The organism is Luteibacter sp. CQ10 (assembly GCF_040900725.1).
Classification (GTDB): Bacteria; Pseudomonadota; Gammaproteobacteria; order Xanthomonadales; family Rhodanobacteraceae; genus Luteibacter.
Genome location: NZ_JAEUYM010000005.1, coordinates 79162 through 98933, shown reverse-complemented (window position 1 = coordinate 98933; position 19772 = coordinate 79162). Strand labels below are relative to the sequence as shown.

Annotated in this window: 16 protein-coding genes; 5 read left to right on the top strand and 11 right to left on the bottom strand. The window is 66.8% G+C overall.

All coding sequences use genetic code 11. The features are described 5' to 3' along the window. Nucleotides 1-5: 5 nt before the first annotated feature. From JNG39_RS18030 to JNG39_RS18005, 6 genes are all read right to left on the bottom strand, one after another. Nucleotides 6-1154: a hypothetical protein gene (locus JNG39_RS18030; protein ID WP_368313368.1), complete on the bottom strand. Its 1149-nt coding sequence runs from the start codon at nucleotides 1152-1154 to the stop codon at nucleotides 6-8. Further along, entirely contained in the window at nucleotides 1151-2122 is a 972-nt protein-coding gene (locus JNG39_RS18025; RefSeq protein WP_368313367.1) for a hypothetical protein, read from the bottom strand. The genes JNG39_RS18030 and JNG39_RS18025 overlap by 4 nt, the downstream gene beginning before the upstream one ends. After that, nucleotides 2119-3132, bottom strand: a complete 1014-nt coding sequence (locus JNG39_RS18020) for a hypothetical protein (RefSeq protein WP_368313366.1) — start codon at nucleotides 3130-3132, stop codon at nucleotides 2119-2121. Before JNG39_RS18020 ends, JNG39_RS18025 begins: the two co-directional genes overlap by 4 nt. A 193-nt stretch (nucleotides 3133-3325) precedes the next feature. Further along, nucleotides 3326-4045: a pseudouridine synthase gene (locus JNG39_RS18015; RefSeq protein WP_368313365.1), complete on the bottom strand. Its 720-nt coding sequence runs from the start codon at nucleotides 4043-4045 to the stop codon at nucleotides 3326-3328. Nucleotides 4046-4048: 3 nt separating this feature from the next. After that, nucleotides 4049-4816: an ABC transporter permease gene (locus tag JNG39_RS18010; RefSeq protein ID WP_247371148.1), complete on the bottom strand. Its 768-nt coding sequence runs from the start codon at nucleotides 4814-4816 to the stop codon at nucleotides 4049-4051. After that, a complete protein-coding gene (locus tag JNG39_RS18005; RefSeq protein WP_368313364.1) occupies nucleotides 4813-5745 on the bottom strand; it encodes an ABC transporter ATP-binding protein in 933 nt (310 codons plus the stop codon). The genes JNG39_RS18010 and JNG39_RS18005 overlap by 4 nt, the downstream gene beginning before the upstream one ends. Before the next feature lie 82 nt (nucleotides 5746-5827). Here JNG39_RS18005 and JNG39_RS18000 point away from each other — a divergent pair, with 82 nt between their 5' ends. Both JNG39_RS18000 and JNG39_RS17995 read left to right on the top strand, forming a co-directional pair. Further along, on the top strand, nucleotides 5828-6574 hold the full coding sequence (locus JNG39_RS18000) for an FAD-binding oxidoreductase (RefSeq protein ID WP_368313363.1): 747 nt from the start codon (nucleotides 5828-5830) through the stop codon (nucleotides 6572-6574). A gap of 78 nt (nucleotides 6575-6652) precedes the next feature. Then, nucleotides 6653-7933 (top strand): flavohemoglobin expression-modulating QEGLA motif protein, encoded by a 1281-nt coding sequence (locus tag JNG39_RS17995; RefSeq protein WP_368313362.1) that lies wholly within the window; start codon nucleotides 6653-6655, stop codon nucleotides 7931-7933. A 36-nt stretch (nucleotides 7934-7969) separates the two neighbouring features. Here JNG39_RS17995 and JNG39_RS17990 read toward each other — a convergent pair whose 3' ends face one another. After that, nucleotides 7970-9769: a reprolysin-like metallopeptidase gene (locus tag JNG39_RS17990; protein ID WP_368313361.1), complete on the bottom strand. Its 1800-nt coding sequence runs from the start codon at nucleotides 9767-9769 to the stop codon at nucleotides 7970-7972. Between the two features lie 212 nt (nucleotides 9770-9981). On the opposite strand from JNG39_RS17990, the gene JNG39_RS17985 reads away from it, so the two are divergent. The 3 genes from JNG39_RS17985 (at nucleotide 9982) to JNG39_RS17975 (ending at nucleotide 15842) form a co-directional block, all read left to right on the top strand. Continuing rightward, nucleotides 9982-12279 carry an NADP-dependent malic enzyme gene (locus JNG39_RS17985; RefSeq protein ID WP_368313360.1) on the top strand — a complete coding sequence of 766 codons (2298 nt, stop codon included), beginning with the start codon at nucleotides 9982-9984 and terminating at the stop codon, nucleotides 12277-12279. Nucleotides 12280-12565: 286 nt separating this feature from the next. After that, the gene (gene aceE / locus JNG39_RS17980) at nucleotides 12566-15259 is read left to right on the top strand and encodes a pyruvate dehydrogenase (acetyl-transferring), homodimeric type (RefSeq protein ID WP_368313359.1); all 2694 of its coding nucleotides are present in this window, start codon (nucleotides 12566-12568) and stop codon (nucleotides 15257-15259) included. A gap of 250 nt (nucleotides 15260-15509) precedes the next feature. Next, complete coding sequence (locus tag JNG39_RS17975) at nucleotides 15510-15842, top strand: DUF4377 domain-containing protein (protein ID WP_368313358.1); 333 nt, start codon at nucleotides 15510-15512, stop codon at nucleotides 15840-15842. A gap of 60 nt (nucleotides 15843-15902) precedes the next feature. On the opposite strand, the gene JNG39_RS17970 is transcribed toward JNG39_RS17975, so the two are convergent. From JNG39_RS17970 to JNG39_RS17955, 4 genes are all read right to left on the bottom strand, one after another. Next, a complete protein-coding gene (locus tag JNG39_RS17970; RefSeq protein ID WP_247371131.1) occupies nucleotides 15903-16223 on the bottom strand; it encodes a hypothetical protein in 321 nt (106 codons plus the stop codon). Nucleotides 16224-16321: 98 nt separating this feature from the next. After that, nucleotides 16322-16999, bottom strand: a complete 678-nt coding sequence (locus tag JNG39_RS17965) for a glutathione S-transferase family protein (protein WP_368313357.1) — start codon at nucleotides 16997-16999, stop codon at nucleotides 16322-16324. 121 nt (nucleotides 17000-17120) lie between these two features. Next, nucleotides 17121-18419 carry a thioredoxin family protein gene (locus JNG39_RS17960; RefSeq protein ID WP_368313356.1) on the bottom strand — a complete coding sequence of 433 codons (1299 nt, stop codon included), beginning with the start codon at nucleotides 18417-18419 and terminating at the stop codon, nucleotides 17121-17123. 60 nt (nucleotides 18420-18479) lie between these two features. After that, nucleotides 18480-19739, bottom strand: coding sequence for an MFS transporter (locus tag JNG39_RS17955; protein WP_144916082.1), 1260 nt, complete (start codon nucleotides 19737-19739; stop codon nucleotides 18480-18482). Between the last annotated feature and the right edge of the window lie 33 nt (nucleotides 19740-19772).

Sequence of the window (19772 nt, the reverse complement as noted above, 5' to 3'; positions counted from 1 at the left end):
GGATGTCAGGCCTCGAGGGGGCAGGTGAGCGGAGAGGCGCGTTCCACCGCGGTGTCGACGCCTTCATCGGCGGCGACGGCTTCGGCCGCCGCCTCTTCGGCCGCGACTTCTTCCGCCCCGGCGACTTCGGCCACCTCGGCGACGGCAGCCAGGTCGAGGAGCGGCATGAACAGGGCCGCCGCGGCCAGCATGCGGGCCAGGCCGCTCTGTTCGGGTTCGCTGGGGATGGGATGGGCCTGGTCGTCGGCCTCGCGCAGATACCAGCGGTAGACCGCGCGATCCGTGGCGGCGACGAAACACAGCGGACGGTCGTCTCCTTCGCCTTGGCCCGCGCGTCCTTCGCGAGGAGTGGCGTCAGGGTTGCAGGGATAGGACAGGTAGCCCTCCATATCACGGTACGCGGCGGCGACGCGCGCCACGCGATAAGCGGCAGGCAATTCACGCTGGCCCGTCGGCGTGGCGTCGCCGAATCGTCGATGGATCAACCGATGCTGGAGCAGGAGCGAGAGATAGTGCACGTCGTAGGAGGTGAGATGCCGCAGGGACGTTCCGCTCATCACGCGTTCGAAGACTCCGCCCTCGATACCCAGCGCTTCCCAGCGCTCGCGGGGAAACGCTTTCATCTGGTTGCGAAGGATCTGCATGGCGACGGCGTAGCCGGCGGCCTTCGTGGAGTGCCGGTATCCGGTGATGTCGATGATCCGCGTGAAGATGTCCGCGTCCACGTCCGCCTTCACCAGGCTGGCCTCGATGAACGGGTCGAGGGCCCTGCCGTTCGCGAGACGAACGGTGCGGGTGACCGGGACGTCCACGCCCGGACGAGCCCGCGTCGCGCCCAGGTCCCATTGCACGATGTCGACCGCGTCGCCGTATCCGATCGAGGACGGCAAGTCGCCCAGTACGGCGCCCCATGCGCTGGTGTTGGTGAAATCGGGCTGGTGTTCGATGTCGCTATAAGGCGAGTCGGGCCGGACGAGGAGGCTCGCCGGGTCGATGCCCCGTGTCGGCGTGTCGTCGAGCCGGGCTTCCTGCTGTTCCTTGTACAGGGAGAGCACGTCGGGGCCGGGTTTCGCCGCCATGGCCATGGATGGTGCGACGACGCACAGGCCGGTAAGCAGGCAGCGGTGCAGAGGGCGAAGCGATGGAATGATCATTCACACAGTTCCTTTGGGAGAATCGATGCGGGGTTGTCGGTCGGTGGGGACGGTTCCGCGTGCCAGCGGACCGGTCGGGCCGACCACGAGGTGTCCTTGCTCAGGGCTTGCTTGCTGTAGTCGGTTCGGATCTTGCGTAGCGCATCGGAGGCTTCGCGGCTGTGCGTGACGAGATCCGACGATCCGGACGCGGCCTCGGATGCGGGATCGACGAGGAAGCGGATGGTTCCGTTCACGTCGTGCTCTTCCGCGAACAGGCCGATGTTTTCGCTGCACGAGACGCAGGGTGCCTTGCTGACGATGCCGGTGAGCCGCCCGCCGCGCGGTAGCGCGCCGGCACGTATTTCCCTGTCGAGGTAACGCAGGCTTTTCAACTCCGCGTCGTTGGCCTTGATGGCGTTGCCCGCGGTGGCCTCGAAGTCGGATTCGCCGCGGCGGACGAAGGTCGCGCGAACGTGACGGACGGGGGCCGTCGATGGGTCGTCGGCAGGATAGAAGGCGGCGTCGTTCACGTCTTTCGCGACCTCCGCTTCGGTGACCTCATACGACGAACCCGACGTGGACGTTCCGCCGTCGGACAGGTCGGACGATCCGGTGCTGGACGATTTGCGCGACAGGATCTTGCTGCGACCCATGTTGACCGTGGTGTCCAGTGGCTTGCCGCTTCGCCCATGGATCACGATCGTTCGCTGCACGCCGTCCACCTCGTACGTGTAGTCGAAACGCGAGACCGTGTAATTGTTCGCCTGTCGGCGGAATTCACCCAGTGCGGTACCGTTCGAGCGGACGTCGGCCGCGTCGGCGCGCGCGAGGCGGGAGTGGAGGGCGTCGGTGTAGATCCTGGCTTCTTCCGCCAGTTGGTCGACGTACGCGCCGCCACCCGGCTCGAGCCGGATCGTGCCCGCGAATGCGGGGCTGGCGAGTAGACAGAAAACGCCTAGGGAAAAGCGCCGCATCGTCATGGTCATGGCGTGCGCCTCACGTCGTTCGGTCGGTGGCCCGGTAGATCGTTTCCTTCCGGTACTGCCTCTGCGGCTTCGAAGCGGGCTTTCCGCAGGTACCACTCGTAGACGGCACGATCCGTCGCGGCCACGAAGCACAAGGGCCGGTAGGTGAGTGGACGGGCACTGGACGGGAGAGGTTTCCAGGCAGGTGCATCGCCGTGGCAGTACCCGCCGGGCCTCGCGTAACCCCGGCGGTCGGCGTAAGCGGCGGCCACGCGTGCGACGCGGAACGCGGCGGGGATCTGCCGCTCACCACGTTCGTTGAAGGTGGGATGCCCGGTGACGACGGCGTGGCGAAGGAGCTCTCCGGCGTAACGCCCGTCTTCGAGCGAGAAACGCGAGGCGTTGCTGTCGAGGTAGCGGTCGACCACGTCGGCACGAATGTTCAGGGCGGCGTGGTGGGCGATGCCGGTGGTCGCCGAGCGGTCGCGGACGATCTGGATCGCGACGGCTTCGGCGGCGGCCTGGGTGAGGTGACGGGGGTGCCGTCGAAGTGCGCGTTCGAAGATGTCGGCGTCGACACCCGCCTTGATGGCATTGGCTGCCGCTTGCCGGCCTTTGTAGCGCCGTTGGCTCTCCGGCCTGACGCTCACTTCGTAGCCAGGACGTGCCTTGGTCGCGCCGATCTGGTGCTGGAGCGCGGCAAGGGGTTTCGCGAACGACGATTCCCCCGGGGCGATCCGTTCGGCCGCGCGTTGCCACCATGCCTCGCGCGACCACGCCGGGCTGGCCAGCAGGGGGCTATACGGCGATTCGGGTTGGGCAAGGAGTTCGCCCAGCACCCGCTTCGATCCGGTAAGGAAGTCGTCGTAGGGCGACGAGTCGTCGGCGTCCTCGTCGTCGGATGAAGACGGTGGCGCGGGCACGCGGGCCTCGGCCATCGCCCGGTAGGCGTCCTCCGGGGGAGCGGGAATGGAAGGGTCGGTCAACGTCGATGACGTCGAAAGAAGGGTGAAGAGTGACTGCAAGAGCATCGCGGCATCCATGCGAAGTGACGAACGACCGGCGCGTCACACGTGGCTGCGATGCGATCGCCAGCCAGGCGTGACGCCCGGTGCGATCAGTGTGCGGGGATGGCCCGGGTCCCGCTGTCGGGGACGAACGATGGGGCGCGAAGGCGCGGTCGCCGCGAATCGATCGGCGTGCGACCGAGGGTGAAGCGGATGCCTACCAGCGTGTGCGTGAAGGGAGCAATCCCTTCAACTCGGCCTCGGTGAGGTTGCGCCACTGGCCGGGCTTCAGGTGGCCGAGCTTCACGTTGATGATGCGCACCCGGCGTAGCTGAGTCACGCGATAGCCGAAGGCGGCCGCCATGAGGCGGATCTGCCGGTTGAGGCCCTGGGTGAGGATGATGGCGAAGCCGAACTTGGCGATCTTGCGCACCTTGCAGGGCTTGGTCATCTGTCCGTGCACGCGTACGCCGCGTGCCATGCCGGCGAGGAAGTCCTCCGTCACCGGCTTGTTCACCGCCACGAGGTATTCCTTTTCGTGGTGGTTCTCGGCGCGCAGGATCTCGTTGACGATGTCGCCGTTGCTGGTGAGCAGGATGAGCCCTTCGGAGTCCTTGTCGAGGCGGCCGATGGGGAAGATGCGTTGCGGATGGTCGACGAAGTCGACGATGTTGCCGTCGACCGTGGTATCGGTGGTGCAGGTGATGCCCACGGGTTTGTTCAGCGCGATGTACACGCCGCGACTCTTCGACGACTCGGGCGCCATCGTGTGCGCGACGACGACCTCACCGTCGACCTTCACCACGTCGCCTTCGAGCGCCTTGGCGCCCATGCCGACGATCTCGTCGTTGATGGTGACGCGCCCGGCGACCAACAGCTCGTCGGCCTCGCGTCGCGAGCAGAGGCCGGATTCGGAGATGTACTTGTTGACCCGCATCGATCAGGAGCGCAGGCCGACGCCACGCTTGAGCAGGTGCAGGCCCACGGCCGACAGCCCGACCACGAAGACCAGCATCACGACGAAGGCCGTGACGATGGGCACGTCGCTCACGCCGAGCACGCCGAAGCGGAACGCGTTGACCATGTACAGGATGGGATTGACCATCGAAATGCTGCGCCACGGCTCGCCGAGCAGGTCGACCGAGTAGAACACGCCGCCCAGGTAGGTGAGCGGGGTGAGTACGAAGGTGGGCACCAGCGCGATGTCGTCGAACTTCTTGGCGAACACCGCGTTGACGAAACCGGCCAGCGAGAACACCGTCGCGCCGAGCAGCACCGAGAAGAAGGTGATGAGCGGATGGGAGACGTGCAGGTCGGTGAAGAACAGCGCGATGACCAGCACCAGGGCACCCACGATGACGCCGCGCACGACCGCGCCGGTGACGTAGCCCAGCAGGATCACCCAGTTGGGCATGGGCGACACCAGCATCTCCTCGACGAAACGGCCGAACTTGGCGCCGAAGAACGACGAGGAGATATTGCCGTAGCTGTTCGTGATGATGCTCATCATGACCAGGCCCGGCACGATGTACTGCATGTAGGTGAAGCCGTGCATCTGGCCGATGCGGCTGCCGATCAGCTTGCCGAAGATGACGAAGTAGAGCGTCATCGTGATGGCGGGCGGGATCAGCGTCTGCGTCCAGATGCGCAGGATGCGCATGATCTCGCGGCGGACGATGGTGCCCAGGGGAATCAGGTGGTTGCTCATGCCGCGTTCTCCCGGCCGTGCTCGACCAGGCGGACGAAGAGTTCTTCCAGGCGGTTGGCCTTGTTGCGCATGGAGGTGACGGTGACGCCGTGCGAGGACAGCGCGGCGAAGAGCGAATTGAGGTCGTGTGCGCGGGACATTTCCGCCTCGAGGGTATGGTCGTCGACCACGCGCAGCGTCACGCCCGGAAGCGATGGCAGGCTGGCGGGCACGCTGGACACGTCGAGCACGAAGGTTTCGACGTCGAGCGTGGCGAGCAGGCTCTTCATCGTTGTGTTCTGCACGATGCGGCCCTGGTCGATGATGGCGATGTTGCGGCAGAGCTGCTCGGCTTCCTCGAGATAATGCGTGGTGAGGATCACCGTGGTGCCCGCGGCGTTGATGCCGCTGACGAACTGCCACATGGACCGGCGGATCTCGATGTCGACGCCCGCGGTGGGCTCGTCGAGGATCAGCAGCTTCGGTTCGTTCATCATCGCGCGGGCGATCATGAGGCGGCGCTTCATGCCGCCGGAGAGCATGCGCGCCTGGTGGTGCGCCTTGTCCCACAGGCGCAGCTCCTTCAGGTACTTCTCGGCGCGCTCCATGGCCTCGGCGCGGCCGATGCCGTAGAAGCCGGCCTGGTTCACGCAGATGTCGAAAGGTTTTTCGAACTGGTTGAAGTTGATTTCCTGGGGCACGAGGCCGATCAGGCGCATCGCGTCGCTGCGGCGCTTGTGGATCGAGACGCCGAAGATCTCGGCGTCGCCCGCGCTGGCGTTCACCAGCGAGGAGAGGATGCCGATCAGGGTGGACTTGCCCGCGCCGTTGGGCCCCAGCAGGGCGAAGAAATCGCCCGGCTGGACGGTGAGCGAGATGCCCTTGAGGGCCTCGACGCCGTTGCCGTAGGTCTTGCGGAGGTCGGTGACTTGGAGTGCGGGAGTGGTCATGGGCTGCGCCGGGATGACAAGCCGCCTATTATACCGGGCTTTGCCGGGCGCTCCCTTGCCCGCTCGTCAACAGAGACTTTCCATGGCCGAACCATTCCAGCTGCGCCTCGCCGACAGTTTCATGCTCGCCCCCTCGGTGCGCCACCTGTCCTTCGAGCGTACGGACGGCCAGCCCCTGGCCTTCGTGCCGGGCCAGTTCCTCCAGGTGCACTTCCACTACGACGACGGCAAGCCGACCAAGCGGAGCTATTCCGTGGCCACGGTGGGCGACGGTTCCGGGCCGGTCCGGCGCATCGAGATCGCCGTGAGCTACGTCGAGGGCGGGGCGGCCACCCAACTGCTCGGCGGTCTGGAGGAGGGCCAGACCATCGACGCCAGCGGTCCGTACGGCCGGTTCTGCCTCATGGACGGCGACCAGAACCAGCGTTACATCCTGATCGCCACCGGCACGGGCGTGACGCCCTATCGGGCCATGTTGCCGCAGATCGAGGCCCTCATCGCCCGTCGGGGCTGCCGTTTCGTGCTGCTCTACGGCGCCCGCAACGAGAACGAATTGCTCTACGGTGAGGAGTTCGATGCGTTCGCGCGCAAGCATGAAGGGTTCGATTTCCATCCCTGCTTCAGCCGCGGCGCCCGCCCCAACCCCCGGCCGCACGATCGCCTGGGCTATGTCCAGGACATGCTGGCCGAGCTGGAACCGGCCGCCGACAAGGACATCGCCTACCTGTGCGGCAACCCGAACATGGTCGACGCGGCCTTCGCGGCCCTGAAGGAGCATGGGCTGGCCGTTCAGCACATCCGGCGCGAGAAGTACATCTCGTCGCGCTGACCGGGCGTTCCCGTCACAGGGAATCGCGGACAGGGTCCGCGAATGGGGTTGCCGGCGGACGGGATATACTCCCGCCCCATGCACGCCAAGGCCGATCCCCGCGTTCTCTCCGCCGACATGCGCCGCTACGCGGCCCTCGATCAACGGCTACTGGCGGCGGTGCGCCACATCCGCGTCCTGCCCACGATCTCCTGGCCGGCCTCGGTGGAAGAGCGGCTCATCGCGGAATTCGGGGCCGGGCGGCTTTCGATCCCCGAGATCCGGTACGCGTTGCCCGACCTGGGCCAGACCCGGGCCGAGCTGGAGGCCATCGAGGCCGAGGCCAGCGAAAGCCACCCGATCGCCGACTACCTGCGCCGCACGGCGGAATCCTGGCGCATCGCGGCGCACATGCTCGATGCGGCGGGCACCAGCGGCGTCACTGATGCCTCGATCCTGCTTTACGGCCGCCCGGGCGACGCCATACCGGGCAGCAGCCGCAGCAATCTCGACGCGGCGCGCTATTTCGTCGACCTGGCCGACGAGCTGGGTGCCGACCTCGAGACCGAGGATGCCGCGGGCAACATTCCGGCCGAAGTGCTCCAGCGGGACATGGCCCGCGAGCTGGACGCCTTCTTCGCGCCCGGCATGATCTCGGTGGAGGTCGATCCCGAGCTGACCGCCAAGGCGGCGGCCGGTGCCACCCGCATCCGGCTGCGCGGCGGCGTTCGCTTCACCGAATACGACAGGCACCAGCTGCTCGCCCACGAAGCGTTCGTGCATTCGCTGACGGCGCTCAACGGTCGCGAGCAGCCCGTGCTGGCCTCCCTGGCGCGAACTTCGCCACGCGTGACCGCCACGCAGGAGGGGCTGGCCGTGTTCGCCGAACTGATGTCGGGCGCCATCGATATTTCGCGCCTGAAGCGCATCAGCCTGCGCATCCTCGCCATCGACATGGCCCTGAACGGTGCCGATTTCGTCGAGGTGTTCCGCTACTTCCGCGACTGCGGGCAGAACGTGGCGGACAGCTTCCACTCCGCCCAGCGCGTGTTCCGCGGCGTGCCGCTCACCGGCGGCGCGGCGTTCGCGAAAGACAACGTGTACCTCACCGGCCTGCTCGCCGTGCACACGTTCTTCCGCTGGGCGCTGCGCCAGCGTCGGCTCGACCTGCTGCGCAACCTCTTCGCCGGCAAGCTCGCGCTGCACGACGTCATGAGCCTGGAAGACCACTTCATCAGCGGCGACATCGCGCCGCCGCGCTACCTTCCGCCGTGGATGCAGCACGTGCACGGGCTCGCCGGGAAGCTGGCCTTTTCGCTGTTCGTGAACCACATCCACATGGCGCGGGTGGAAGCCGAGGAAATCTCGCTCGGCCTGTAGGGCTTCTTGATTCGCCCATGCGACGAAGCGGCAGCATCACCGGCCGACGACGCGGAAATTCCCGGGCGATACCGCAAAGAACGGCGCCGAAGCGCAGCTGACGCGCACGCGTGCGCTATCCGTGCCGGCAAGCATCGGCAGGATGACGGAAGTCGCGCCGTCGTTGTCCTGGTTGCGAGCGAGCGCATGCGGCCAGCTGAGCCCACCGTCGGTCGAGAGATCGATGTCCACGCCGCCGCAGCCGATGGCCCCGCCGTCGGTACCTGCGACGTCCCAGCGCACCTCCAGCGGCATGCCTGCCGAAGCGACGGTTACCGTCGAGGGTGCGAGCACGGCGAACGCCCGGCCCGTGTCGACCACCTGCACGCGCGTATCGGCACTCGACGTGGTGGCATCGTCGCCGCCGTTGTCGCGCACCGTCAGCCGGAAATTCAGCAGGCGGTTCGTGCTGGGCAGCGTTTCGGCGGGCTCGGCCGGTTCGTGCCCGAGCAGCGCGGCGATACGGGGGAAGTCGCGCCGCGACACCGGCGACGGTGGAAGGGACCGGAAGATCGGGCCCAGGCCATCGTCGGTGAGGGCGCCCTTCTGATGGGGGCCCATGTCCATCTGCTCCCACGTGTAAGTGAGCCGGCGGGACGCGTCCATGGTCTCGGCGTGGGCATCGAGGAAGAAGGGCGTGCGTGCGGGAACGATCGCCTCGTCCGCCAGCGGCGCGCGATCGATCCAGGGTGCGGCGGTGCGTCCCAACCTCCGCTTTGCGCAGGCACCGCCCCGTGAGGCGAGCGAGGCACGTATCTGCGCGATGCTCGCCGCGTGGAAGTAGCGATCGTCCGCATCCTGAAGCCATTGCGCGTCGCTGGCGCAATGCGCCGACGCATGGCCCATCGCGGTGCTCCCGCTGCCCGGTTCCACCGCACGCTCGCCGGCGCGCATGCAGCCGTTCGCGGTGGGCCCCGCACCCAACTGCAGGCCGAGCACGTGGATGAAATGATCCTGCGCATCGCTCCCGGTGCCGGGCGACGCATGGCCGCTCCACGCGGCGGCCTTGTGGGTGGCATGGAAGTCGGCCGATCGGTCGTCGCTGCACGACGTGCCGCTTTCGCTGTGGCCGCCGTCGAAGGTGGTGAGCGCATGGCCGATGTCGTAGCGATCCGCGCCGATTCGCCGGTCGATGAACTCGACCGCCGCCGGCCCCGGCTCGCTGGATTCGAACGGATCGCGCCGCGGGCTGGTGAGGATGAGCCGATCGTTGCGGTCGGCGAGGGTGAAGTGCACGCCGAGATCGGTTTCGAACACTTCGTTGGCGCGATTGACGGCGTGGGACACCGCCGCCAGGCCTTGTTCGACGGTGCCGCCGGCCTGCGCCACGTATCGGCTGCTGGCGGCGACGGCAAGGCGGAAGTCGTAGCGGATGTCGCCGGTGGCCGTGGATCGGCGGCGCCTGGACGGCGTGGCGGGCGCGGGTGTGTAGGCCGCCGGCAGGACGATATCGGACGGAGCCGGTGCATCGCCGCCCCACTGCGCGATCCATTCATGGGCGGCGTCGCGCACGCTCAGCCACGTACCGGTGGTGGAGAGGTCCAGCCTGGCCGTGCGACCGGCGGCATCCGTGCCGCGAAGGCTGCGCAATCCGGGATAGCGACGCATCAACGCCGAGGGCAGCGTGCGTGAGTCGACGAGGCGGAAGCGCGAGCGGGTGTCGTCGCCTGTGGGCAGTTCGACATCCACGCCACGCGATCCATCCCTCGGCACCGTGGCGACGGCGGCGCGCAGGGCGCTCATGTCGGGCGTCGACGAAGCGAGGACGGTAGAGAGGCTGAAGGCGAGCAGTGGCATGGATGACCTCGGAGGCAAAGGGCATCGCAGCGTACGCATGCGCACGGCGAGCGACCGTCCCTCCGAGCCCGCGCGATTCCGTAGGTTTTCCCTATCACAGCGTGTCGCAATGCATCACACCGCATCCCCGGAGGCCGGGCTGCGCGGTGCTACCATCGCTCCTGGCATGCGGCAGGCGCCGCCCTCCCTTTCCCTTACGTCCACAGGATCCCATGGCCATCTCCGAGGAACTGAGGCAAGCCGCCCTCGAATACCACCGCCTGCCCCGTCCGGGCAAAATCAAGGTCACCCCGACGACGTCGCTGCTCACCCAGCGCGATCTCTCGCTGGCTTACTCGCCCGGCGTCGCCGCCGCGTGCGACGCCATCGTGGCCGACCCGAGGGCGGCCGCCGAACTCACCGCGCGCTCCAACCTCGTGGCGGTGATTTCCAACGGCACCGCGGTGCTCGGCCTGGGCAACATCGGCGCGCTGGCCGGCAAGCCGGTGATGGAAGGCAAGGGCGTGCTGTTCCAGAAGTTCGCCGGCATCGACGTGTTCGACATCGAGATCGACGAAACCGATCCCGAGAAGCTGATCGACATCATCGCCAGCCTCGAGCCGACCTTCGGCGGCATCAACCTCGAAGACATCAAGGCGCCGGAATGCTTCGTCGTCGAACGCAAGCTGCGTGAGCGGATGAAGATCCCCGTCTTCCACGACGACCAGCACGGCACGGCGATCATCGTCGGTGCCGCGGTGCTCAACGCGCTGCTCGTCACCGGCAAGAAGATCGAAGACGTGAAGCTCGCCACCACCGGCATGGGCGCGGCGGGCATCTCCTGCGTCGACATGCTGGTGACGCTGGGCATGAAGAAGGAAAACATTCTCGCCTTCGATCGCGACGGCGTGCTGCACACCGGCCGCACCGACCTCGACCCGGACAAGCAGCGCTACGCGCGCGATACCGACAAGCGCACGCTGGCCGAGATCGTCGAAGGCGCGGACATCTTCCTGGGCCTGTCGGCCGGCGGCATCCTCAAGCCGGAGATGGTCGCCACGATGGCCGAGCGCCCGGTCATCTTCGCGCTGGCCAATCCCAACCCGGAAATCCTGCCCGAAGACGCCAAGGCCGTGCGTCCGGACTGCATCATGGCGACGGGCCGTTCGGACTACCCGAACCAGGTCAACAACGCGCTGTGTTTCCCGTACCTGTTCCGCGGCGCGCTCGACGTGGGCGCCACGGTGATCAACGAGGCCATGAAAGTGGCGTGCGTGAAGGCCATCGCCGAGCTGGCCCGTCGCGAGTCGTCCGACGTGAGCGCGCGCGCCTACGGCGGCAAGCCGCCCAGCTTCGGTCCGGATTACCTGATCCCGCAGCCGTTCGACCCGCGGTTGCTCATCCAGCTGCCGCCGGCGATCGCCCAGGCGGCGATGGATTCGGGCGTGGCCGAGCGTCCCATCGAGGATTTCCCGGCCTACGTCGAGAAACTGACCAGTTTCGTCTTCCGCACGGGCCTGCTCATGAAGCCGGTGTTCGATCGTGCCAAGGCCGACCCCAAGCGCGTGGTCTACGCCGAGGGCGAGGAAGAAACCGTGCTGCGCGCCGTGCAGACCGTCATCGACGAGGGTCTCGCCAAGCCGATCCTGGTCGGTCGTCCCGACGTCATCGAGAAGCGTATCGCACGGGCCGGCCTGCGCCTGAAGCCGGGCGTGGACTTCGAGATGTGCAACATCCACTCCGACCCGCGCTTCGAGGATTACTGGCGCCTCTATCACTCGATCATGGAGCGTCGCGGCGTTACGCCCGCTTCGGCCAAGGCGGTGGTGCGCTCGCGACCGTCGGTGATCGCGGCGCTGATGGTCCAGCGCGGCGAAGCCGACGCGATGATCTGCGGCCTGGTGGGCACCTATCAGAGCAAGCTCGACTACATTCGCGACATCATCGGCCTGGACGACGGCGTGGCCGAGGCGTCGGCGATGGCGGCGGTGGCGACGGAGAAGGGCACGTTCTTCTTCCTCGACACCTACGTACAGGAAGATCCCAGCGCCGAACAGATCGCCGAGGCCACGCTCCAGGCTTCGCTGCGCCTGAAGCTGTTCGGTATCCAGCCGAAGATCGCGCTGCTGTCCAGCTCCAATTTCGGCAGCCGCGAGACGCGCAACTCCCGCAAGATGCGCGAGGCGCTCAAGCTCATCCGCGAGCGCGTTCCCAAGCTGGAAGTGGAGGGCGAGATGCAGGCCGACGTGGCGCTCAACCCCGAGCTGCGCCAGCGGATCTTCCCGAACTCGCTGCTGGAGGGGAAGGCCAACGTCTTCGTCTTTCCCAACCTCGACGCGGCCAACATCACCTACAACATGGTGCGTACCCTGTGCGACGGCGTGGTGATCGGCCCGATCCTCATGGGCGTATCCAAGCCGGCGCATATCCTCACCCCGCAGGCCACGGTCCGCCGGGTGGTGAACATGACCTCGGTGGCCTGCGTCGAAGCGCAGATCCGGGCCGGGTCGAAGTTCCTGCGTTCACCGTAAGTATCTGAAAAGTGGCGGCCTTGCGGTCGCCTTCGCCGATATGATCGGCTCTCACCCCTCCGGTAGCCAGGTGCGAAGGCCCCGCCTGCCGGAGGGGTGGGAGCCGATCGCATCGGCGAACCCGCGCAAGCGGGCCAGTACCCGCTGGCATATCAGTTTTTATCGATACAAACCGCCGTACGGCCGCGTATGCCGGAAGGTTGCGGTATCATCGGCCGGTTTCCCCGCTCCCCCAGCGGGTGTCTTCAGCCCCCATGAGCGCGCCTTGGGCGCCGCCGGAGCATCCATGGACCAGATCGACGATATCCTCAACCAGGACCTCGACCCCACCGAGACCCGCGAGTGGGTCGAGTCGCTCAATGCCGTCATCAACCACGACGGCACCGAGCGCGCGCATTTCCTGCTCGAGCGCATGGTCGACTCCACCCGTCGCGCCGGCGGTTACCTGCCGTTCGCGCCGACGACGGAATACGTCAACACCATCCCGCCGCACATGGAAGCGCGCAGCCCCGGCGACGCCGCCATCGAGTGGCGCATCCGCTCGCTGATCCGCTGGAACGCGCTGGCCACCGTGGTGCGCGCCAACCGCAAGCCGGGCGACCTCGGCGGCCATATCTCCAGCTTCGCCTCGTCGGCCACGCTGTACGACGTCGGCTTCAACCATTTCTGGCGCGCGCCCTCGGCCGATCATCCGGGCGACCTGGTGTTCCACCAGGGCCACTCGGCGCCGGGCGTCTATGCGCGTTCGTTCCTCGAAGGCCGCATCACCGAAGACCAGCTCGACCTCTTCCGCATGGAAGTCGAGGGCAAGGGCCGCGGCCTGTCGTCGTATCCGCACCCGTACCTGATGCCGGACTACTGGCAGGTGCCCACCGTATCGATGGGCCTCGGCCCCATCCAGGCGATCTACCAGGCGCAGTTCTGGAAGTACCTCGAACACCGCGGCCTGATGCCGAAGACCGATCGCAAGATCTGGTGCTTCATGGGCGACGGCGAGTCCGACGAGCCGGAATCGCTCGGCGCCATCTCGCTGGCCGGTCGCGAAGGCCTCGACAACCTCATCTTCGTCATCAACTGCAACCTGCAGCGCCTCGACGGCCCGGTGCGCGGCAACGGCAAGATCATCCAGGAACTCGAAGGCGTGTTCCGCGGCGCCGGCTGGAACGCCATCAAGGTCACCTGGGGCAGCTACTGGGATCCGCTCCTGGCCCGCGACACCACGGGCAAGTTGCGCCAGCTCATGATGGAGACCGTCGACGGCGAATACCAGGCGTGTAAGGCCTTCGGCGGCGCGTACACGCGCGAGAAGTTCTTCGGCAAGTACCCGGAGACGGCCGCGCTGGTCGCCAACATGTCCGACGACGACATCTGGCGCCTCAACCGCGGCGGCCACGATCCGCACAAGGTCTACGCGGCCTACCACGCGGCGGTGAACACCACCGGCATGCCCACCGTGATCCTCGCCAAGACGGTGAAGGGCTACGGCATGGGCGCGGCCGGTGAATCGCAGAACCCGGCGCATAACCAGAAGAAGATGGACACCGACGCGATCCGCGCCTTCCGCGATCGCTTCAACATCCCGGTGCCCGACGACAAGCTCGACGAGGTGCCGTACTACCACCCGGGCAAAGACTCCGAAGAAGTGCAGTACATGCTCGAGCGCCGTCGCGCGCTCGGCGGTTCGCTGCCGCAGCGTCGCCGCAAGGCCGACCAGTCGTTCCCGGCGCCCGCGCTCGAGGCCTTCGAGCAGATCACGAAGGGCACCGGCGATCGCGAGATCTCCACCACCATGGCCCTGGTCCGTGGCATGAACCTCATGCTCCGCGACAAGGAGCTGGGTCCCCGTCTCGTACCGATCGTGGCCGACGAGGCGCGCACCTTCGGCATGGAGGGCATGTTCCGCCAGATCGGCATCTACGCGCCGTTCGGCCAGAAATACCGCCCGCAGGACGCCGACCAGCTGCTCTACTACCGTGAAGACCAGAAGGGCCAGGTGCTGCAGGAAGGCATCAGCGAGGCCGGCGGCATGAGCGCCTGGCTCGCGGCGGCCACCAGCTACAGCGTCAGCAACGTGCCGATGCTGCCGTTCTTCATCTACTACTCGATGTTCGGCTTCCAGCGCATCGGCGACCTCTGCTGGGCCGCCGGTGACATGCGCGCGCGCGGCTTCCTCATCGGTGGCACCTCGGGCCGTACCACGCTCAACGGCGAAGGCCTGCAGCACGAGGACGGTCACTCGCACCTGCTCTCGGGCGCCATTCCCAACGTGGTCTCGTACGATCCGACCTTCTCCTACGAGCTGGCCGTCATCCTCCAGGATGGCACCCGCCGCATGATGCAGGAGCAGGAAGACGTCTACTACTACATCACGGTGATGAACGAGAACTACGCCCACCCCGACCTGCCCAAGGGCAGCGAGGAAGGCATCGTCAAGGGCATGTACCTCTTCAAGGACGCCGGCAAGGCGAAGAAGAACGAGCCGCGCGTGCAGCTGATGGGTTCGGGCACGATCCTGCGCGAGGTGATCGCCGCCGCCGAACTGCTCGAGAAGGATTTCGGCGTCAGCGCCGACATCTGGTCGGTGCCGAGCTTCTCCGAGGTGCGTCGCGAAGGCTTCGACGCCGAGCGTTGGAACCGCCTGCATCCGGAAGCGCCGCAGCGCGTGCCGTACATCACCGGCCTGCTCGCCGACCGCCAGGGCCCGGCCGTGGCCGCCACCGACTACGTGCGTGAGTTCGCCGACCAGGTGCGTGCGTTCATGCCGGACGGCATGCGTTACACCGTGCTGGGCACCGACGGTTTCGGCCGCAGCGACACCCGCGCCAATCTGCGTTCGCACTTCGAGGTCGACCGTTACTGGATCGCCCACGCCGCGCTCGCCGCGCTGGCGAAGGACGGCAAGGTCAACGCGAAGGACGTCAGCCGCGCGATCAAGGAATACAAGCTCGACGTGGACAAGCCGAATCCGATGACGGTCTGATCCGTTTTGGTTCGGTGAAGAAAAAGGCCGGGGAAACCCGGCTTTTTTCGTAGTTGACGCTTGTGGTTTCAGGCTCTTCGCACTGAGTTCCTGCGCATGCAGGAACCCTGCGCCTCGCGCACGGGCGAGCGCCGCCGCCGCATCGGTTTTTCCGCCAGGACGGCGCATGGAGCGCGCGCGTCACGCGCCATGGATGGCGCTTCACGCACTCTGCTGGTATTCCTATCGCGAGCTTTTTATGGAATCTGCCATGCGCTTCCCTGTCGTCGCCGCCTGTACGCTACTCCTGGCCGCCTGCGCCACCACGCCGGACACCCACGGCTCCCGCTCTCGCCTGGTCTACATCGCCGGCCAGAAAGCGCCGTGCACCAACGGCGTCGTGAAGACCGAGTGTCTGCAATACCGCGAGCAACCCACGCAGCCCTGGCAGCTCAACTACGCTCCCGTCGAAGGCTTCGACTGGCAGCCGGGCAACGAATACCTGCTGAAGATCACCGAGGTCGAGGTCAAGAACCCGCCGCAGGATGCCTCGCGCATCCGCTGGCATGTCGACAAGGTCGTCGAGCAGCATCCGGTCCCCTGAACGCGAGAAGGGCCGGGATCGCTCCCGGCCCTTCCTCGAGGATTCCCCTCGGCACCTGTGTCAGTCGTCGTCGCGCAGCGCATGGCGGATCAGCAGGAACGTGCCGATGGCCGCGGCGGCGATACCGATGGTCACGCCGGGGTTGCGGCGCACCTGGCGACGAAGGCGGCGGTACTGGTAGCTGGCTTCGTCGGCGAAGTCTTCGGCCATGTAGCGCATGCGCCGGCGGTTGTTGTACGCGTTGAGCTTGCTCGTGACCCGGCGGGTACGATCCAGAAGATCGCTACCGGCGTCCACCGCCTCGTCGGCATAATGGCGGACGCGACCCGATGCACCGTTCACGGCACTCTCGACCTGACGTGCGAAATCGCGGTTTCTCATGGAGGCGCTCCCTAAACGAACGTTACTGTCGGGTCACGACTTTGCGGCGATGGCCGTGAGCGTCGTGTAAACAGGGATCCGCCTGATTGAACGGTGATTCAGCGTTTCGGCACGAGATCGTAGTCGCCGCCGCGCTCGAGAGCGGCCTTCCATGCCGGGCGCGCATGGATCCGCTCGAGGAAGTCCCGCAAGCGGGGATGGGCGTCCGTCAAGGCGCCGCGGCTCGCGGCGGCCTCGAGGGGGAAGCTCATCTGGATGTCCGCGGCGCTGAAGGCATCCCCCGCGAACCAGCCGGTCTTGCCGATTTCGGCTTCGAGATAATCCAGGTGAAGCGCCAGCTGGGGGTCGACGAAGGTCTTTTGCGCCCCGCGCGCCAGCATCCGCGCCACCGGTTTGGCGAAGAAGGGCACGGGTGCCGACTCCATCCGCCGAAAGACCAGCTTGAGCAACAACGGCGGCATGGCCGATCCCTCGGCGTAATGCAGAAACTGGCTATAGCGCAGCCGTTCGGGCGTCCCCGGCGCGGGCCGGAGTCGGCCTTCGCCGTAGCGATCGACGAGGTATTCGATGATGGCACCGGACTCGGCCACGGTGACTTCGCCATCGACCACCACGGGCGACTTGCCCAGCGGATGTACCGCGCGCAGTTCCTTCGGCGCGAGCATCGTTTTCGGGTCGCGCTGGTAGCGGACGATCTCGTAGGGAAGGCCGAGTTCCTCGAGCAGCCATAGGATGCGCTGGGAGCGGGAGTTGTTGAGGTGGTGGACGGTGATCATGGGCCAAGGGTATCGCAAGTCCGGATCGCCGATACGATCGGCTCCCACCCTTCGGCAGGCAGGGCAGGGAGCCCTCGCGACCGACAGGGTGGAAGCCTTACCGGCGATTCGAGCAAGGCACTCAGGACTTCAGCGACTCCTGCAATTTCTTCGCCTGCTCCGGAAACGACTTGCCTTCCGACGCTACCGTCTGCGCCACGACCTTCTGCGCTTCGGCATTGCGGTCGAGCCCTTGCAACGCTTTCACCCGATACGTGGCCACCGTGATGGCATTCGCGCCATAGGCCTTCTTCGCGGCCTTGTCGAGGTAAGGAAGGCCTTCGGCGAACTTGCCGTTCTCCACGAGGCGACGCCCATAGCGGTAGTTGTACACGTAGTCGTTCGGATAGGCCGCTATGAGCTGCTTTTCGAGCGTGTCGAGCTCGTCGCCGGCCTTGGCGCGCAGCAGGTAGACTCGTAGGTTGTCCGCGACGTTTCGATCGCTCTTCAGGTTGCCGTCCAGTTTTTCGCGGCTGAGATCGATGGCCTTGCGAAGCACGGCCTGCTCGCCGTCGGGGTCGCCCAGCGCCGCATCGAGATCGGCGGCGGTGAGCACCGCGCTGCGCTGGTCGGCGCATGCCGGTGCGGCGGTGAATACCTGGGTGGCCAGGTACTCGTCGTAACGCGCCTTCTGTGGCGACAACAGGGCCTTCCGTTCCGCGTCGGCGCGGGACGTCACGGCACCCAGCAAGGCGTCGAGCACGTAGGGCCTCTGGCAGCCGATGTCGCCATCGAGCACGTGGGTGGCCGCATCCGCGATGGTCGCGTCATCCTTGGCGGCCTGCGCGTCGAGCAGGCGAAGCTGTTGCTTCGCGATCGCCACGCGCTTGTCCTTGTCGGACACGTTGCGCACCATCGCCGGTAGCGTATCGAACCAGGCCAGGCCTTCCTTGCCCTGGTAGCGCAGCTGGTACGTCTCGAGCACCTCGGCCACTGCGCTCATGACGCCCTTGGCGGCATCGGCCTTCTGTTTCGACAGCCGTGCATCGCCGGAGAGCAGCGTGCCCACCTCGGCGTAGAAGGCATCGCGCGGCCGCTCGGCGAGAATGCGGCCGAGCTCTTCGCCGTCGGGACCGATGGCGACATAGGTCGGCAGGAAGTGCACGTTGAGCTTCGTCATCCAGGCCTTGTCGGCCGGCTTGTCGGCATCGGCCTCGTAGAAGACGACCTTGCGTTCGAGGTCGTTCCACTCCTTGCCGTTGAGTACGTGAGCGGCCATGAAATAGCACGAGTAACACCAGACCGCCTGGAAATCGATGAGTACCGGCTTGTTCTCGCGCTTGGCCTGGGCCAGGGCGGCATCGATGCTGGCGGGGGGCGTGGGCGCGGCGAGTACCGGCCCGACGAGCCCCAGCAGGGCGGCGGCTAGAAACGGCTTCATGGTGGACGTCCCTTTTGGCGGTATAGACGTCCACTCCTATAACACTAATCGCGCCGCTTGTCAGATCGTATCGCTGGCGCCTTCCGCGGGCACGGGTTCGGAAACCAGGCCCTGGCGCCGGCGGAGGGACGGGAACCACCACATCCACAGCCCCACCACCACGAGGGTGCCGATACCGCCGATGACCGTGGCGTTTACCGCGCCGACGGCAGCGGCGAGGATGCCCGACTCGAATTCGCCGAGCTGGTTGGAGGTGTTCACGAAGATGGCGTTCACGGCGCTCACCCGCCCGCGCATGTCGTCGGGTGTTTCCAGCTGCACCAGGGCGCCGCGGATCACCATGCTCACCATGTCGAAAGCGCCGAGGGCGAACAGCGCGGCCAGGGAGAGCGGCAGCGAGGTCGACACCGCGAAGACCAGGGTGGCCAGGCCGAAGCCGGCGACCGAGGCGAACATGATCGGCCCCACGCGGCGTTCCAGGGTGTGCCGGGACAGCCAGATCGACATCAGCAGGGCGCCCACGGCGGGAGCCGAGCGGAGCAGGCCAAGGCCCCAGGGGCCGGTATGCAGGACGTCGCGGGCGAAGATCGGCAGCAGGGCGGTGGCGCCGCCGAGCAGCACGGCGAACAGATCCAGGGAGATCACGCCGAACACGGCCGGCCGGTGGCGGATGAAGTGCACGCCGGCGAAGAGCGTCTTCAACGTGGCCGGTTCGCGGCGCGGAGGGGCGTGGTCGTAGACCAGTCTCGACATCAGTGTCAGCGCCACGAGGTAGAGCAGGGCCGAGACGCCGTAGACGGTGGCCGGGCCGGCCACGTACAGCAAGCCGCCCAGGGCCGGGCCGGCGATCATCGCGGCCTGTCCGGCGGCCGAGGACGAGGCCATCGCCCGAGGCAGCAAGGGGGTCGGCACCAGGGCGGGCAGCATCGACGACATGGCCGGGAACTCGAACGCCTTGGCGACGCCCACCACGAACACGAGCGCGAGGATGCCCGCCTCGTCCAGATGGCCGCTCAGGCTGAAGCCGGCCAGGAGCACGATGGCGATCCATTCCACCGCCTGGCACAGCTTGACGATGCGCCGGCGGTCGAACTGGTCGGCCACGTGGCCGGCGGGGAGGGCGAGCAGCACCGAGGGCACGAACTGCACCAGGCCGATTAGGCCCAGGTCCACCGCCCGGCCGGTGATCGCGTAGATCTGCCAGCCCACGGCGACGGACATCATCTGGAAGCCGAAGCTCGATGCGTTGCGGGCGAACCAGTAGAAGACGAACGCCCGGTGGCGGAGCAGCGAATCGGCTCCGGAGGAGTGTGGAGGCATGGGAAATCCTTGGGGCTAGGGCCCGATTTTACG